The organism is Lentzea flava (assembly GCF_014648475.1).
Lineage (GTDB): Bacteria > Actinomycetota > Actinomycetes > Mycobacteriales > Pseudonocardiaceae > Lentzea > Lentzea flava.
The window spans coordinates 63,455-80,225 of sequence record NZ_BMRE01000001.1 but is presented as its reverse complement, the minus strand read 5'-3'; the positions used below and the strand labels follow the sequence as shown (position 1 = coordinate 80,225).

Genomic DNA, 16,771 nt, shown 5'->3' with positions numbered 1-16,771 from the left:
TGTATCGTGACAGCGTGACCCCGCAGTCGCTCATGCTCAACTTCCTCGGCCTCTACGTGTTCGGCCGCGACATCGCCGTGTACTCGGGCAGCGTGATCGACGTCTTCGCCCGCGTGGACGTGTCCGAGGAGGCGGTGCGGTCGACGCTCGCCCGGATGACCACCCGCGGCCTGCTCACCAAGCACCGCAACGGCCGCAAGGTCTACTTCGGACTGACACCGCGCGCGAGCGACGTGCTGCGGGACGGCGAGCGGCGCATCTGGCAGACCGGGGCGCTGAACAACGACTGGGACGGCACCTGGACGCTGATCGGCTTCTCACTGCCGGAGAGCCGCCGCAGCGAACGGCACGACCTGCGCTCGCAGCTGATGTGGGCGGGCTTCGGGCCGGTGCAGAACGGCCTGTGGATCGCGCCGGGGTCCCGCGAGGTCGCCGGGATGATCGAGGAACTGGGCCTCACCCAGCACGTCACCGTGTTCACCGCGCAGCACGCCAAGCCGACCGAGGCCGCGGACCTCGCGCACCGGGCGTTCGACACGGCCGCGATCGCCGCCCGCTACCAGGACTTCCTCGCCCGCTGGGGCGGACCGGCACCCTTGAAGACGCTGCCGGACGACCTCGCGCGCCAGCTCGTGCTGCACTCCGACTGGCTGGAGCTCGTGCGGCAGGACCCGCACCTGCCGGCCGAGCTGCTCGACGCCGGGTGGCCCGCGATCGAGGCGGAACAGCTCTTCCAGTCGCTCGCCCGGCGCTACGCGGAGACCGCGACGCCGCTGGCCGACGCCGCGATCGAGTCGATCACCATCACCTGATGGTGTTCCCGATCACTGGAAGGTCTGGACCAATCAGGGGGCAAACCTGCTACAACGGGAACTGGCGCACGCCGAGCCGCGTTGGTCCGCTGGAGAGGAATCCGGTGATCGTTCCCATGCCTGCGAGCGCACCCCGTCGCACGGGTGCGTTCCCCCTGACCGAAGACGTGGCCGTCCGCGTGACCGGACAGGCCCGCACCGCGGCGGCGTTGCTGCGCGAGCACATCTTCCGCCAGACCGGCTACCTGCTCGCCGAGTCGCCCGACGGCATGCTCATGGTCACGCACGACCCGGCGATGCGCGGGCTCGGCCCCGAGGGGTACGCGCTGCTGGTCAGCAACCACGCGGTCATGCTCCGCGCGGGCACCCAGGCCGGTCTGCGCCACGGCGTGCAGTCGTTCCGGCAGCTGATGACCCGTGACGGCACGGTCCGCGCGGCCGACGTGCAGGACTCCCCCGCGTTCGCCTGGCGCGGCGTCACGAGCGCGCTGCTGCCACCGGCCGAGATGCGCAAGGCCATCGACCGGATGGCCGCCTACAAGCTCAACGTGCTGCACGTCTTCCCCGAGGGCGACCCGGACCACATCCGCGAGGTCGTCGAGTACGGCCTCGACCACGGCATCACGGTCGTGCCGGAGATCAGCCCGGCGACGATCGACCTGCTGGAGCTGTTCCCGAGCCGGTGGGTGCACATCGGCAGGGCGAAGCTGACCGGCAAGCTCGCCGGTCTGCTCGAACGGCACAACCGGCTGCCGGTGCGGTGGCACGACGGCAGCGACCGCGTGGACGTGCTCGGCCCGCACGGCAGGCTCGCCGAGGACGACGACGGGCTGCGCGCCGTCGCGACCGCCGGGTGGGTCGGTGGCCACTTCACGGCGTCCGCGGTGGCACCGGCCTGGACGTAGTTCCGCTGCCCGAGCAACCGATGAACGGCGCATTTGTTCACCTCAGGTGGACGAATGCGCCGTTCATCGCGAACCTGTGCCGCGGCGCCGGCGCGGTGCTGGTTTTTCACAGCGGCGGCCGATTGCAGGTCGGGAGCCCGCGTGATTCACCTGTTTATCGTTGAATTACCGGTCCCGCCGGTTCGCGAAGGCACGAACGGTCGCGAAGAACTGGACTGAGCAGTTCGGTCACATCCGTGAACAGCGAGAGGTCCTGTTCGTCGGCTGTCGCACCGCGTTGGTGACCTGGTCGGACTCCCTGTGTGCGTGGGACTCTTCGTGGCGTGCGGCTGTTGCTCGTGGAGGACGACAGAGAGCTGGTGGAGTTGCTCGCCGCCGTGTTGCGCGGCGAGGGACATGTCGTGGACGTCGCGCTGGACGGGCAGCGAGGGCTGCATCTCGCGCTCACCCGGCCGTACGACGTGGTGGTGATCGACCGCGGACTGCCGGCGCTGGACGGGCTGGACCTGTTGTCCCGGTTGCGTTCCCGGTCGGTGCGGACGCAGGTCATGATCCTCACGGCGATGGGCACCGTGCGGGACCGGATCGACGGGCTCGACGCCGGCGCGGACGACTACCTGACCAAGCCGTTCGATCTCGGTGAGCTGACCGCGCGGCTGCGGGCGCTGGGCAGGCGGGCGGCGGAGCTGGCCGCGGTGCTGCGCATCGGCGACGGCCGGCTCGAGCTCGAGCAGCACCGGGTCGTGCTGCCGGACGGTGAACGGGTGCCGCTGACCGAGCGGGAGTTCGGGCTGCTGCGGGTGCTCGCGACCCATCCGGAGACGGTGCACACGCGGGCCTCGTTGCGGCGCACGGTGTTCCACGACGCACCATCGCAGTCCATTGTGGACACGTACGTGCACTACCTGCGGACCAAGGTCGGGCGGTCGGTCGTGCGCACGGTCCAGGGGGTCGGTTACCGGTTGGGGGCTTTGTGAGGGCTTCGTGGGCCGAGGCCGAGCGCGCGGAGGTGCGGCGGGCGCGGGTGCGGGTCAGCGTGCTGGTGGGGCTGGCGATCACGGTGATGATCGCGTTCGTCGGCGCGATCGCGTACGTCGTCATGGTGCAGGCGCAGGAAACCCAGGTGACGCGCGAGCTGCGGTACAACGCGCGGTTCGGCGTGCCCGGTGTCGCTCCCCGGTGCGCGTGGGTGTTCGTGCTCAGGGACGGCGCCCTCGACCAGGGCGCGCTGCCGGTGCCCGAGGGCTTCCCGGTCCGCGGTGATCTCGACGCGGTCCGCTCGTCCGGGGCGACCGTCGAACGTGACGTGTCCGCGAACGGCACGGAGTACATGGTGCTGACGACTCCCGGCGCCGGCGGCAGCACGGTGCAGGCGGTGTTCGACCTGCGGTACCAGCTGTCCGACCGCAGGCACCTGGTGCAGGCGCTGGGGATCGCGCTGATCGCGGGCCTGCTCGTGGCGGCGCTCATCGGTTTCGGCATCGGCCGCCGCACGCTCGGGCCGCTGGCCGACGCCCTGGCGCGGCAACGCCGGTTCGTCACCGACGCGAGCCATGAGCTGCGCACACCGATCGCGCGGGCACACCTGCGGGCCCAGCTGTTGTCGGTCGCCGCGGACTTGCCCGATCGGCACCGGGACGACCTCGACGCGCTGGCCAGGTCTATCCGTGGGCTGGCGGACGTGGTGGACGACCTGCTGCTCTCCGCCCAGCTGGGCCGCGGGCTCGACGGCACGCCGGTGGACCTGGCCGAGGTCGCGTCGTCGGCGGTGGCCGGGGAGCGCGAACGGGCGGCGGAACGGCGGATCGCGCTGTCGGTGGAGCTCTCCGGCGGCCCGTTGGTGGTCAACGGCGTCGAGACGGCGTTGCGGCGGGCGGTGGACCAGCTGCTGGCGAACGCGGTGCGGCACACGCCGGAAGGTGGGCGGATCTCGGTGCGGGCCTGCTCGGACGGTGGACACGTGGAGCTGGTCGTGTCCGACACCGGTGAGGGGTTCGATCCCGGTGAGGCGGAGCGGTTGTTCGACCGGTTCCACCGGGGGCACGGGGAGAAGCGGTTCGGGCTGGGGCTCGCGCTGGTGCGGGAGATCGTGACCGGGCACGGCGGGACCGTGGAGGCGGACGGGCAGCCTGGGCGAGGTGCGCGGTTCACGGTGAGGTTGCCGGTGGCGGGGCGGTCGTCTTCGCCGCTGCGGGAGAGGATCACTTCGGCTTGCCCGTGAGGAGGTGATCGGCGTCGGACTCCGCGGGCGGACCAGACCACCCGTCACCACATCTGCCCGGTGACCACGTCCGCGGCCATCCGCACGTCAACGTCGAGCGGGCGGTCCGGATCCACCGGCGCGATCACGTCGGCGAGGGCGTCCAGCAACGCCGCACAGCGCGGTGCCGTCGGCCTCCGCCCGCCCACGTGGACGGCCTGCCTCAGCCCCAACGCCAGCGAACCGCACAGCAGCCGCAGCAGCTCGGCCAGGTCGTAGGCGCGCAACGCGGCCTGCGTGCCGAACGGCACGACGTCCTGGTTGCGCAGGTTGGTCGACAGGCTCTGGGTGCTGGCGGGCAGCACGTTGCGGCGGATCTCCGCGATGAACGCGGTGGTCGCCAGCTGCACGCCCTGCAGGCCGTGCTGCTGACCGGGACCGGCGGCGAGCATCGGGGGCAGGCCGGTGTTGCGAGAGGGGTCGACCAGCAGGTCCAGCTGGCGTTCCGCCAGGTTGCCGAGCGAGGCCGTGACCATGGCGAGGACGTCGGCGGCGAACGCGGCGGGCTGGCCGAAGAAGTTGCCGCCGTGGGCGACGAGGTCGTCGTCCGGGAAGAACAACGGGTTGTCGCTGACGCCGCCGAGGTCCGCGGCGACCACGCCGTCGACGTAGCGCAGGGCGTCCTCGGCGGCGCCGAGCAGCTGGGGTGAGCAGCGGATGCTGTACGGCTCCTGCAACGCGCGGTCGCCGCTCGGGTGGGCGCCGTCCAGCAGCGCGCGCATCCGGGTGGCGACGTCGGTGGCGCCGGGGTGTCCGAACGCTGTGATCAGGCGCGGGTCGAGGAATCCGGGGTCGGCGCCGAGGACGTCCACGAGCAGACAGGTCAGGTCCGCGGATGCCCGGTGCGAGGCGCGCACGGAGGAGAGCGCGAGGGCCGTAGCCGCGGTGGTGACCGAGGTTCCGTTCACGAGGGCCAGCGCGTCCCGGCCGTCGAGTTCGAGCGGCGTCAGACCGGCAGCGGCCAGGGCTTCGGCAGCGGGCATCCGGACGCCGTCCAGGTAGGCGTGGCCCCGGCCGCGCAACGCCTGCGCCGCGTAGGCCAGCGGGATCAGATCTCCGCTCGCCCCAACGGATCCGTAGCGCGGGATCGCCGGGACGAAGGTGGTCGCGAACATCGCCGCGAGTGCCGACACGACGTGCGGGGACACGCCCGAGAGCCCCTGCGCCAGCGACCACGTTCGCACGAGCAGTGCGGCGCGGGCGATGTCGAGCGGGAGGTCGGGGCCTTGGCCCGCGCCCAGGTGTGCCAGGGTGTTGTCGCACTGGTCGGCTTCGGAGGGGCGGCCCGCGAAGCCCACGAGAGCGCCGAAACCCGTTTTGGCGCCGTACACCGGGCGTTCGTCGTCGGCGAGCACCGTGCGCAGGTACGCGCGGCCCTGCTCGATCCGGTCCAGGACGGCGGGGCCGACGAGCACCGGTAGCGGTGCGGCGGCGTTCAGCAGGTGCGCGGCCGTCAGCGGCGCGCCGAGGTCCACGGACGTGGCAGAAGCAGTCGCGGTCACCGCACGGACGGTAGGCAGCTGATCTCAGAAAGTTCTGAGATCAGCTGGGTAGCTTCCCGGTGCATGGCGCACGACTACCTGATCATCGGCGCGGGACCGGCCGGTTTGCAGCTCGCCGCACTGCTGGAGCGGGACGGTCGCGACTACGCCGTCCTCGAACGCGGCAGCGGGGCCGGCACGTTCTTCACCCGTTTCCCCCGGCACCGCAAGCTCATCTCCATCAACAAGGTGCACACCGGGTTCACCGATCCGGAGCAGCGGATGCGGATGGACTGGAACTCGCTGCTGACCGACGACCCGCAGCTGCTGTTCACCCGCTACAGCCGGAAGTACTTCCCGGACGCCGACGACATCGTCCGGTACCTCCAGGACTTCGCGGCAGGCCTGAAAGTCCACTACGACATCGATGTCACCCGGATCGCGCGGGACGACGGCGGCTTCGTCGCGACCGACCACAGTGGACAGACCTGGCGGGCGAAACACCTGATCATGGCCACCGGGGTCTCGCAGCTGTACGTGCCGGAGATTCCCGGCATCGAGCACGTCGAGCGCTACGACACGTTCGACACCGACCCCGAGTCGTTCACCGGCCGGCGGGTGCTCGTGATCGGCAAGGGCAACTCGGGCTTCGAGACCGCCGACGCGCTGGTCGAGCACGCGGCCGTCATCCACGTCGCCGGGCCGCACTCGGTGAGGCTCGCGTGGCAGACGCACTACGTGGGGCATCTCCGCGCGGTCAACAACAACTTCCTCGACACCTACCAGCTCAAGTCCGAGAACGCCGTCATCGACGGCACGATCGAACGCATCGAGCCGCGGCCGGAAGGCGGGTTCCGGATCCAGTTCCGCTACGCCCGCACGGTCGAGAAGCTGCGCGAGCTGGAGTACGACCGGATCATCGCGTGCACCGGGTTCCGGTTCGACGCCTCGATCTTCGACGACAGCTGCCGCCCGGCGCTCGTGATCAAGGACCGGTTCCCCGAGCTCACCCCGGCGTTCGAGTCGGTGACCGTGCCGGGCCTGTACTTCGCGGGCACGATCACGCAGTCCCGCGACTTCAAGAAGTCCACCAGCGGGTTCATCCACGGCTTCCGCTACGGCGCCCGCGCGTTGCACCGCGTCCTCAACGCCCGCCACCACGACATCCCGTGGCCCGCGGCGGAACTGGAGCTGTCGCCGGAGGCGATCAGCGACGCGGTCATCGCCAGGGTGAACAGGTCTTCGTGCCTGTGGCAGCAGTTCGCGGTGATCGGCGACGTCGTCACGGTCGACGACGGACAGGCGCGGTACGAGGAGGAGGTGCCGGTCGCCTACGTCGCCGACGGCGGGCTCGGGCCGGCCGAGCACCGGTTCGTCGTGACGCTGGAGTACGGGCCGGACCACGACACCGTGGACCCGTTCGACATCACCGTTCCCCGCGTGGCGGAGAACGACGCGGTCAACGCGGCGAACGCCAGCTACCTGCATCCGGTGGTGCGCTACTACCGCCACGGCGTGCTCACCGCGACCCACCACCTCGCGGAGAACCTCGAGAACCACTGGGACATGCCGGACGTGCACCAGCAGCCGCTGGTCGTGTTCGTCAAGGAATGCCTTGCCGGCGCGTGACGCCGAGCCGTTCCCGCGCGCGGTGCTCGAGGTGCTGGGCGCCGCCGCGGACCGGCCGGTGTTCGAGCACGGCACCCGCGTGGTGACCGGTAGCGAGCTGCTCGACCTGATCGCGCGGATCGGGAACGGGTTGCGCGCCAAAGGGATCGGGCCCGGTGACGGGGTGGCGTTGCTGCTCGGCGTGAACCCGGAGGCGTTCGCCACGATCCTCGCGGCGCACGCGGTGGGCGCACGGGTGGTCGGCGTGCGGCCGGGGCTGACCGAGGCACAGGTCGAGCACCTGCTCAGCCTCGACATCAAGCTCGTCGTCCGTGACGACGACGTTCCTCAGGCCCACGGACCGGAACTGCGCTGCGACGGCAGGCCAGGTGACTTCGCGCGGCTGATCCACACCAGCGGCAGCACCGGTGTTCCCAAGGCGTGCGCACAGACCTACGCCGCGATGACCAACGCGTGGACCGCACGTCCCGAAGCCTGGCCACCCGCGATCCGGGAGCTGGCGTCACGGCTCGACCGCTATCTCGTGTTCGGATCGCTGTCGAGCCAGGTGATGTTCGAGTACGCCGTCCTGACCCTGACCGCAGGCGGCACGGTCGTCGTCGCAGACGACCCCGCCGACGCGATCACCCGCCACCGGGCAACAGCGCGCGTCATCACCGTGCCCGGCCTGGCGAAGCTCGTGGCGCGCCACTCCCCTGCCGACCTGCCGACGTTGCGCGCGCTGCTGGTGTCAGGTTCGCCGCTGACCACCCAACGCCACCGCGAAGCGTTGGAGGTGCTGGGACCCGTGCTGTTCCACGGGTACGGCCAGACCGAGACCGGCATGATCTCGATGGCCACGCCGTACGACCCGCCGGGCACGGTCGGGAAACCGCCGGTGGACCTGGAGATCCGCGACGGCGAGCTGTACGTGCGCACCCCCGGCCAGGCCAGCGCCTACTGGGGGAACCCTGAGGAAACGGCCGAGGTGTTCGTGGACGGCTGGGTCCGCACCCGCGACCTCGGCCACCTCGACGCCGACGGCCACCTGCACCTGACCGGTCGCGCGCGGGACGTCGTGATCGTCAACGCGAACCTGCACCACGCCGGCCCGATCGAGCAGGTGATCGCCGAACATCCGGACGTCGCCGAGGCCTACGTGGTCGCGGTGCCGGACGACGACACGGGCGAGGCCGTGCACGCGTTCGTGGTCCCCCGAGCTGATCGAGTTCCTGAGCTGGAAGAGCTGCGCGCGCTCGTGACCGGACGGCTGGGCGCGGCCTGCGCACCCGTGCGCGTCACCGCGATCGCCGAACCCCCTGTCGCGCCCAGCGGCAAGCCCGACAAGCGCCTGTTGACTGCGTAGAGGAGAGAGACGTGTCCAGCGAGGTTTCGACCGAGTGTCTCGTGATCGGCGCGGGTCCGGCGGGGCTGCAGGCGTCCTACCTGCTGAACCAGGCCGGACGCGATCACCTGGTGCTGGAGTCCGGCGCGGCCGCGGGGACGTTCTTCACCCGCTTCCCCCGGCACCGCCGGCTGATCTCCATCAACAAGGTGCACACGGGCTGGGACGACCCCGAGCTCAACCTGCGCGTCGACTGGAACTCGTTGCTGTCCGACGATCCCGAGCTGTTGTTCACCGGGTACACCCCGCGCTACTTCCCGCACGCCGACGACATGGTCCGCTACCTCGGCGACTTCGCGGTCAAGAACGACCTGCCGATCCGCTACGACACCAGGGTCGTCTCGGTGAGCAGGCCGGACGACTTCCTGGTGCGCGATCAGCACGGTGTCACCTACCGGGCCCGGCGGGTCATCGTCGCGACCGGCGTGTCGAAGCCGTACGTGCCGGAGATCGACGGCGTCGAGCACGCCGAGCCGTACTACGACGTCTCCGTCGACCCTGCGGACTTCGTCAACCAGAAGGTGCTGATCATCGGCCGCGGCAACTCCGCGTTCGAGACCGCCGACGCCCTCGTCGAGACCGCGTCGGTCATCCACGTCGCGGGGCCCGGTTCGCTGAAACTGGCGTGGCAGACGCACTTCGTCGGACATCTGCGGGCGGTCAACAACAACTTCCTCGACACCTACCAGCTCAAGTCGCAGAACGCCGTGCTGGACGGGCACATCGCGGGCATCCGCCGCGACGACGACGGCTACTTGGTGCAGGTCAGCTTCCAGCGGGTCAACGAGGTGATCAAGGAGATCCGCTACGACCGGGTGGTCCTCGCGACCGGGTTCCGGTTCGACGCCTCGATCTTCGCGCCGGAGTGCAGGCCGCGGCTGACGATCAACTCGCGTTTTCCCGACCAGACGGCGGCGTGGGAGTCGGTGAACGTGCCGGATCTGTTCTTCGCGGGCACGATCACGCAGGCGCGCGACTTCAAGAAGTCGACCAGCGGGTTCATCCACGGCTTCCGCTACGGGGTGCGCGCCCTGCACCGGATCCTGGAACAGCGCTACCACGGCGTGGACTGGCCGAGCCGTGCGATCGATCCCGGGGCCGTCACCGACGCGATCATCGATCGGGTCAACCGGACTTCCGCGCTGTGGCAGCTGTTCGCGTTCATGGCGGACGCGGTGCTGATCAGTCCCGACGGCGCTGTGCGGTACGTCGAGGAGGTGCCGGTCGCGCACCTGCACGAAGCCGTGGCGCGCGGCGAGTTCGGTGACGTCGAGACATATCTGACGGTGACGCTGGAGTACGGCGCCGACCACGACAAGGTCAACCCGTTCGACATCTCCGCCGGCCGGACCTCGCAGGACGACACCAGCGGGCTCGACGGGCGTTACCTGCACCCGGTGGTCCGGCGGTTCCGCGCCGGTGAGCTGGTCGACGAGCACCACCTCACCGAGAACCTCGAGAACGAGTGGGACAGCGAGACCGTGCACAAGGCCCCGCTGCGGGAGTACCTGCGGTGAACCCCGTGCTCGCGGAACTGCACGAGAAGGCACGCGCGGTGCTCGACCCCGTCCACTACGACTTCTTCGCGGGCGGGGCCGGGGACGAGATCGTGCTCGCCCGCAACGAGGCCGCGTTCCGCCGCCTGGCCCTGCTGCCCAGGGTGTTGCGGGGCAAGGGGATTCGCGCCGGCTTCCCCGTGCTGATCTCGCCCACGGCGTTCCACAAGCTCGCGCACCCCGACGGTGAGCTGGCGACGGCACGAGCGTTGGACGGAACCGTCCTGGTGTCGAGCATGGCCTCCACCGTGCCGATCGCCGACGTCGTGGCGGCCGCGAGCGGGCCGGTGTGGTTCCAGCTGTACCTGCAACCGGACTTCGCGGTCACCGAAGCCCTGGTGCGGCGAGCCGAACGGGCGGGCTGTGCCGCGCTGGTCGTCACGGTCGACTCGCCCGTGTTCGGCAGGCATCGCCGCGACATCGAGCACGGGTTCCACGACCTGCCCGCTGGGCTGGCGGCGGAGAACATGCGGGATCTGGCCGGAGTCAACGGCCTGCGCAGGATCGAGATGTCGGCGTTCACGTGGGAGGACGTCGAGCGGCTGCGGTCGATCACGTCGCTTCCCGTGTGGCTGAAGGGGATTCTCCACCCGGCCGATGCCGTGCTCGCGGCCGGGCACGGGGCGGCGGGGATCTTCGTGTCGAACCACGGCGGTCGTCAGCTCGACCTCGTGCCCGCGGCGGTGGAGGCGTTGCCCGCCGTGGTCGACGCCGTCGCCGGGCGGATCCCGGTCGTGCTCGACGGCGGCGTCCGCAGTGGAGGCGACGTCGCCCTGGCGGTCGCGCTGGGCGCGTCGGCGGCCGGCCTCGGCAGGCCGGTGCTCTGGGGACTGGCCGCGGACGGCTCGCACGGGGTGCGGCGGGTGCTGGACGTGCTGCGGGACGAGTTCGAGCACGTCGTCGCGATGTGCGGCGGCCAGCTCAGCCGTGACATGGTCGTGAGCCGGTGCTGAGCCGGCTGGTGGTCGCCTTGCGCGCCAAGGTGTTCGAGAAGGTCAACGGCGACAACGCGATCACGTTCCCGAACGACCAGGTCGGACCCGACCGGTTCGAGGAGCTCTACGGCCATCCCGCCGCGAACGGCCGCAGCAGGGGCGCCGGGCTGTCGGATCTGTTCTGGTACTGGCTCTCCCCCGGCCCCGAGGTGCACCAGGAACACCTGGAGGCAGGACCGCGCTACGACGACGTGGCCCGCGCGACCCGCACCTTCCTCGCCGGGCCGGGTGACGCGCTGGCCGCCGCGGCGACGAGGTGCACCGCGAAGGTGCTGGACGAGATGATCACCGAGCCGGTCACCCACGTCCGGTTGCGCGACCTGATGATGCCGGTCTGGGCCGAGTACTTCTACGAGCTGGTGTTCGGTGAGCCCTGCCCCCGCGAGGCACGCGACCTCATCGTCGGTCACGCCGACGACGTCGTGACCTCGTTGAAGTGCACGGGTTTGCGCCACCCCGCCCGCCGCGCCCGGCTCACCCGCTACCTCGCCACGCGGCTGGCCGATGTCCGGCATCCCTTGCCGGAGACCCTCTCACCGACCGAGCAGGTCCACTACCTGCAGGGCACCTACTTCAACACCGCCGTCGTGCAGATGTCCGAGGGGATGGCGCACCTGCTGCTCGCGCTGGCCCAGCACCCCGAAGCGGCGCAACGGGTTGACGACGACAGGTACTTCGCCCACGTGCTGGACGAGACGTTCCGGCTCTACCCGCTGTTCGGCATCGCCCACCGCATCACCACCGCGGACATCTCCCTCGACGAGCACACCACGTTCCCCGCGGGATCGGTGCTGTGCTTCAACTACCCGGCCTACCACGCGACCGGCTACCCGAACCCGCACGAGTTCGACCCCGGCCGCTGGGAGCACACCTCCGCCCGCACCGCCCACCACATCCCGTTCGGCATCGCCGCCAACCGGCCCTGCCCGGCGTGGCGGCTCTCCCCCATCGCGATGCGTGCGGCAACGAGAGAAGTACTGCGCCGCTTCACGTTGCACTCCTCGGTGACGCACACGAGGTCACTGCCGAGCCGCGGGCCGTGCCTGCTCGTCCGCGACGGATCGGTGCCGCGACGACGCCTCGTGCTCATGCGCGTGCGCGACCGCTGGGAGGACGTGTGGCGCAGCGTCGTCCAGCTCGTGCTCGGCACCGTGATGGTGCTGCACGCCCACCGGCTGCGGCTCGCGAGCCGCTACTTCGAGACGCACCAACACCAGGAGATCCCGTGAACCAGATCCACTTCGCGTTGCAGGTCTTCGCCGCGCTCGCGGTGGTGCTCGTCGCGACCACCCTGTGCGGGCGCCTCGCCATGCTGGTCCGGCAACCCAGGGTGGTCGGCGAGATGGTCGCCGGCGTGCTGCTGGGCCCGGCACTGCTCGGCGCCGTCGCACCCGGCGTCCAGGCCCAGCTCTTCCCCGCCGATGTCAAGAACACCCTCTACGTGCTCAGCACGATCGGGCTCACGTTCTACATGTTCCTCGTCGGGTCCTCTTTGGACCACGGCCTCACGGCGGGAGCCAACGCCCGCAGGGCATCGGTGCTCGCCGTCTCCGGCATCGTGCCGACGTTCCTCCTCGGCGCCGGTACCGCGGTCATCTTCTACGACTCGCTCAGCCCGGCCGGGTCGAGCCTGTGGGTGTTCATGCTGTTCGTCGGCGGCGCACTGTCGATCACCGCCTTCCCCATGCTGGCGCGGATTCTGCAGGAACGCGGCATCGCGAACACCCCGATCGGCGGCCTCACCCTGGTCGCCGCCGCGATCGACGACGCTGTCGCGTGGGCGTTCCTCGCGCTGATCATCGCCGTCGGCGCCGCCGGCAGCCCCGGCGGCGCACTCCGCACGATCATCGGCGCGGCGATCTTCGCCGTCCTGATGCTCACCGTCGGCCGCAAGTGGCTCGCCAAGCTCGGCGAACGGGCCGAACGCGACGGCAAGCTCAGCCGCGACATGATGGCGATCATCCTGCTCGTGGTGCTCCTGGCGGGCTGGTACACCGACTACATCGGCGTGTTCTCGGTGTTCGGCGGGTTCGTCACCGGCCTCGCGATGCCCAAGTCCCCCGTCGTGCGGCACGAGCTCGAAACCAAGCTCACCGACCTCAACTCGATCCTGCTGCTGCCGGTGTTCTTCGCCTTCAGCGGCCTGAACACGCAGGTCTCGGGCTTCGGCGCGGGCGGCGCGTTGTGGTTCCCGCTCGCCGTGATCATGCTGGCCGCGTTCGCAGGCAAGTACCTCGGCTGCGGCCTGGTCGTGAGGGCCCAGGGCTACTCGTGGCGCTACGCCTCCGCCGTCGGCGGCCTGATGAACGCCCGCGGCCTGATGATCCTGATCTTCATCAACATCGGTCTCGCCTACGACCTCGTCACGCCGGAGATGTTCGCGATCCTCGTCGCCGTTGCGATCGTCACCACCGCGGCCGCGATGCCGATCTACCGCGCGTCGCTGCCCGACCACCTGGAGGCCCAGGCGGACGTGAAACCCGCGCCCGCACCCGTCAGGTGAGTTTCTCCAGCTGTTCCACGACGGCAGCGGGCTCGGGCATTCCCGCGATCTCGTCCGCCACCTTCGCGGCGACGTTCCGCGCGGCCGGGTCATCGAGCAGATGGCCCGCCGCGTCGGCAACGGCGTCCGCGGTGATCTCCTCGCCGAGCAGCTTTCGTCCCGCGCCCTTCTCCGCCAGCACGTCGGCGTTCACGAACTGGTCGGCGCCCTGCGGCAGGACGAGCTGCGGCAACCCGGCCGCCAGCGTTCCGAGCACCGTGCCGGTCCCACCGTGGTGCACGACCAGGCTCGCCCGCTCCAGCACCTTGGCCTGCGGCACGAACCCCGTCACGTGCACGGAGTCCGGCACCTCGCCCAGCAGCGCGGGATCACCGGGCCCGACCGCGACCAGCACGTCGACGGGGAGGCGGGCCAGGCCGTCGATCGCCGCCCGCAGCACGTCCGTGGCACCGAAGGCCACCGTTCCGAGCGTCAGGTAGACCAGCGGCCGGCTGGAGCCGAGTGCGGGCATGGGCACGTCCAGGTCGAACGGCGTGGGGCGTTGCCTGATGACCACGGGCAGCTTGGCGACCTCCGGATCGCGCACCGCGTCCGGCCAGATGTCGATCGCGGTGTCGCCCATCATCGGGTCGACGGGCTCGTCGCCGTCCCACATCCACGCCATCGCCGGGGCGAAGGCCGCCATGATCTCGGGCGGCATCGACCGGCCGATCACGTGCGACACGAACGGGATCCCGGCGTCGCGCGCGGCCTTCGCGGCGCCGACGTCGCTCTGCTCGTAGATCACCAGGTCCGGCCGGAGCCGCGGCAGCAGCGGTGCGAGATCCTCCAGCGTCGCGCGCGGCAGCACGTCCGCGAACATCGTGATGCCGAGCGTCGCGACGTCGGCGTCACCGTGCCGCCTGCGCGCCTCGGATTCGGCCTCTCCGATCGAGATGCCCGCCGGGTGTGCCGCGAAGCCGAGGCCGCGGACCTGGTCGACGAAGCTCGGACCCGTGGTGAACACGACGTCGTGGCCGGCGTCCCTGGCGGCTCTGGCGAGTGGGATCAACGGGAACAGGTGGCCGTAGGCCGGGCGGCACGAGAAGAGGATGCGCACCTTCTTCAGCGTAGTGATCGGTGACACGGAAGTACTGGTTTTAGTCAACACTGAAGTTATAGAGACCATGAGACATGGATAGGCTTCGAGGCATGGACACCAGTCGGCAGATCCGTGTGCGCCGGGCGTTCGACGCCTTCTTCGAGCCGGTCGAGCAGCGGTCGGAGAGCTGGGTGCTCGACCTCTTCCGGCACACCGCCGCGACCGTGCCCGCGTACCGGAAGCTGTTGCGGGAGAACGGCATCGAACCCGGCTCGATCACGACGTTCGACGACTTCCAGCGGCTTCCGCTGCTGGACAAGCCCAGTTACCACGAGCGGTATCCGTTGCCGGAGCTGTGCCGCGACGGCGCGCTGACGGGCTGCGACATGATCGCGGTGTCGTCGGGGTCGAGCGGGCGGCCGACGATCTGGCCGCGAACCCTGGAGGACGAGCTGCACGTCGCGCGGCGCTTCGAGCAGGTGCTGGTCGACGGGTTCGGGGCGGATCAGCGGGCCACGCTGGCCGTGGTGTGCTTTCCGCTGGGCACGTGGGTCGGCGGGCTGTTCACGCAGGCGTGCGTGCGGCATCTGGCGGCCAAGGGGTGTCCGATCACGGTGGTGGCGCCGGGCAACAACAAGGCGGAGATCCTGCGGGTGCTGCCCGAGCTGGCGCCGCACTTCGAGCAGGTCGTGCTGCTCGGGTATCCGCCGTTCCTCAAGGACGTCATCGACACGCCCGGTGCCGGCTGGCCGGAGTACCGGATCAAGCTGGTGCTCGCAGGAGAGGTGTTCAGCGAGCAGTGGCGGGACCTGGTGGCGCAGCGGGCTGGCATCGCCGATCCGGTCCGCGACATCGCCTCTCTTTACGGCACAGCGGATTCCGGCGTGCTGGGCAACGAGACCGCGGTGTCGGTGGGCGTTCGCCGGTTCCTCGCGGACCGGCCGGAGCTGGCGCGCGAGGTGTTCGGGGACTCGCGGCTGCCCACGCTCGTGCAGTACGACCCGGCGAGCCGGTTCTTCGAGGTGCACGACGGGACGCTGCTGTTCACGGCGGACGGCGGGATTCCGCTGATCCGCTATCGGATCGCCGACGAGGGCGGGATTTTCGGGTATGACGAACTGCTGGACCTGTGCGCCCGGCACGGCTTCACTCCCCCGCCCGGTCCGGCGCTGCCGTTCGTGTTCCTGTTCGGGCGGTCGCTGTTCACCGTGTCGTTCTTCGGCGCGAACGTGTATCCGGAGAACGTGACGGTCGGGCTGGAGCAGCCGGGCATCAGCGACACCGTGACCGGCAAGTTCGTGATCGAGTCGGTCGAGGACGCCGACCGCGACCGCTTGTTGCGGATCACCGTGGAGACCGCGCCCGATCAGACCGCGGACGCCACGCGGATCGCGGAGTCGATCAGGAACCAGCTGCTGCGGCTCAACAGCGAGTTCGCGCACTACGTGCCGGCCGAGCGGCAGCTGCCCGAGGTCGTGCTGCGGCCCGCGGGCGATCCAGAGTACTTCCCCGTCGGCGTGAAACACCGGTACACGCGACGTTCGTGAAATGAGCTTTTGCGCCACGGAGCAATAGCTTTTCCCGGCTTCCTCGCGCGCCCTAAAGTGACGACGGACTCATTGATGGGGCGAGGGAGGAATTCTTGAGTTTCATTCGGCGTGTTTTCCTGGCGGTGGTTCCCGTCGCGTTGCTCATGGTCGTCGGGGTCGCGGCTCCGAGCGCGCAGGCCGAGACTCCGGTCGCGCAGACCGCCGCCGTCGGGGCGGCCTACGACACCGAGACCGGCCAGGCGCTGGCCGCCTGGGACTGCAACACCGGCAACGTCTGCTTCTGGAACGGCTTCGGCGGGACCGGCGGCCGCTGCATGTGGTCCGTCGCCGACCCCGACTGGACCAGTGGCGACATCAAGTGCTCGTGGGCGACGACCAAGGAGGTCAAGTCCGTCTACAACCGGGGCACCTCCTCCTCGCTCACGGGCGTCGTCTTCTACCGCAACACCGGCTACAACAACCGGATCGGCTGCACCAGGCAGGGCCAGAAGGGCGATCTCGCCGGCACCTACCAGGTGCGGTCGCACCAGTGGACGAACGGCCGCTGCGGCTGATCCTCCGATAGCACGGAAACCGGGCGCGGGACATCTGTCCTGCGTCCAGTTTTCATTGCGG

The 16,771-nt window shown here is 70.2% G+C and carries 14 protein-coding genes; 12 read left to right on the top strand and 2 right to left on the bottom strand.

Going from position 1 to position 16,771, the window contains the following annotated elements:
* Positions 1-14: 14 nt before the first annotated feature.
* The 4 genes from IEZ09_RS00345 (at position 15) to IEZ09_RS00330 (ending at position 3,938) form a co-directional block, all read left to right on the top strand.
* Positions 15-812, top strand: a complete 798-nt coding sequence (locus IEZ09_RS00345; protein ID WP_229812119.1) for a PaaX family transcriptional regulator — start codon at positions 15-17, stop codon at positions 810-812.
* 104 nt (positions 813-916) lie between these two features.
* Positions 917-1,717, top strand: coding sequence for a glycoside hydrolase family 20 zincin-like fold domain-containing protein (locus IEZ09_RS00340; protein WP_189251480.1), 801 nt, complete (start codon positions 917-919; stop codon positions 1,715-1,717).
* A gap of 323 nt (positions 1,718-2,040) precedes the next feature.
* Entirely contained in the window at positions 2,041-2,694 is a 654-nt protein-coding gene (locus IEZ09_RS00335) for a response regulator transcription factor (RefSeq protein ID WP_370467603.1), read from the top strand.
* Entirely contained in the window at positions 2,691-3,938 is a 1,248-nt protein-coding gene (locus tag IEZ09_RS00330) for a sensor histidine kinase (protein ID WP_229812118.1), read from the top strand. The genes IEZ09_RS00335 and IEZ09_RS00330 overlap by 4 nt, the downstream gene beginning before the upstream one ends.
* Positions 3,939-3,982: 44 nt before the next feature.
* Here IEZ09_RS00330 and IEZ09_RS00325 read toward each other — a convergent pair whose 3' ends face one another.
* Positions 3,983-5,479: an aromatic amino acid ammonia-lyase gene (locus tag IEZ09_RS00325; RefSeq protein ID WP_189251479.1), complete on the bottom strand. Its 1,497-nt coding sequence runs from the start codon at positions 5,477-5,479 to the stop codon at positions 3,983-3,985.
* Positions 5,480-5,542: 63 nt separating this feature from the next.
* Here IEZ09_RS00325 and IEZ09_RS00320 point away from each other — a divergent pair, with 63 nt between their 5' ends.
* From IEZ09_RS00320 to IEZ09_RS00295, 6 genes are read left to right on the top strand one after another with little or no spacing between them, the layout of a single operon-like run.
* Complete coding sequence (locus tag IEZ09_RS00320) at positions 5,543-7,087, top strand: NAD(P)-binding domain-containing protein (protein WP_189251478.1); 1,545 nt, start codon at positions 5,543-5,545, stop codon at positions 7,085-7,087.
* Positions 7,074-8,432, top strand: a complete 1,359-nt coding sequence (locus tag IEZ09_RS00315; protein ID WP_229812117.1) for a class I adenylate-forming enzyme family protein — start codon at positions 7,074-7,076, stop codon at positions 8,430-8,432. Before IEZ09_RS00320 ends, IEZ09_RS00315 begins: the two co-directional genes overlap by 14 nt.
* An 11-nt stretch (positions 8,433-8,443) precedes the next feature.
* Positions 8,444-9,988, top strand: a complete 1,545-nt coding sequence (locus IEZ09_RS00310) for an NAD(P)-binding domain-containing protein (RefSeq protein WP_189251477.1) — start codon at positions 8,444-8,446, stop codon at positions 9,986-9,988.
* Positions 9,985-10,980 (top strand): alpha-hydroxy acid oxidase, encoded by a 996-nt coding sequence (locus tag IEZ09_RS00305; RefSeq protein WP_189251476.1) that lies wholly within the window; start codon positions 9,985-9,987, stop codon positions 10,978-10,980. The genes IEZ09_RS00310 and IEZ09_RS00305 overlap by 4 nt, the downstream gene beginning before the upstream one ends.
* Complete coding sequence (locus tag IEZ09_RS00300) at positions 10,974-12,251, top strand: cytochrome P450 (RefSeq protein WP_189251475.1); 1,278 nt, start codon at positions 10,974-10,976, stop codon at positions 12,249-12,251. The genes IEZ09_RS00305 and IEZ09_RS00300 overlap by 7 nt, the downstream gene beginning before the upstream one ends.
* Positions 12,248-13,525 carry a cation:proton antiporter domain-containing protein gene (locus IEZ09_RS00295; RefSeq protein ID WP_189251474.1) on the top strand — a complete coding sequence of 426 codons (1,278 nt, stop codon included), beginning with the start codon at positions 12,248-12,250 and terminating at the stop codon, positions 13,523-13,525. The genes IEZ09_RS00300 and IEZ09_RS00295 overlap by 4 nt, the downstream gene beginning before the upstream one ends.
* Here the strand turns inward: IEZ09_RS00295 and IEZ09_RS00290 are convergent.
* The gene (locus tag IEZ09_RS00290; protein WP_189251473.1) at positions 13,518-14,624 is read right to left on the bottom strand and encodes a glycosyltransferase; all 1,107 of its coding nucleotides are present in this window, start codon (positions 14,622-14,624) and stop codon (positions 13,518-13,520) included. The genes IEZ09_RS00295 and IEZ09_RS00290 overlap by 8 nt on opposite strands.
* Before the next feature lie 92 nt (positions 14,625-14,716).
* Between IEZ09_RS00290 and IEZ09_RS00285 the strand changes: the two genes are divergently transcribed.
* Together IEZ09_RS00285 and IEZ09_RS00280 are read left to right on the top strand one after the other, a co-directional pair.
* Positions 14,717-16,153 (top strand): phenylacetate--CoA ligase family protein, encoded by a 1,437-nt coding sequence (locus IEZ09_RS00285; protein ID WP_189251472.1) that lies wholly within the window; start codon positions 14,717-14,719, stop codon positions 16,151-16,153.
* Between the two features lie 95 nt (positions 16,154-16,248).
* Positions 16,249-16,710, top strand: a complete 462-nt coding sequence (locus tag IEZ09_RS00280; protein WP_229812116.1) for a peptidase inhibitor family I36 protein — start codon at positions 16,249-16,251, stop codon at positions 16,708-16,710.
* Positions 16,711-16,771 lie beyond the last annotated feature (61 nt).

Bases quoted from the DNA above. Each gene is read 5' to 3' on its own strand.
- IEZ09_RS00320 (WP_189251478.1), top strand. From the start codon at position 5,543: ATGGCGCACGACTACCTGATCATCGGCGCGGGACCGGCCGGTTTGCAG.
- IEZ09_RS00285 (WP_189251472.1), top strand. From the start codon at position 14,717: ATGGACACCAGTCGGCAGATCCGTGTGCGCCGGGCGTTCGACGCCTTC.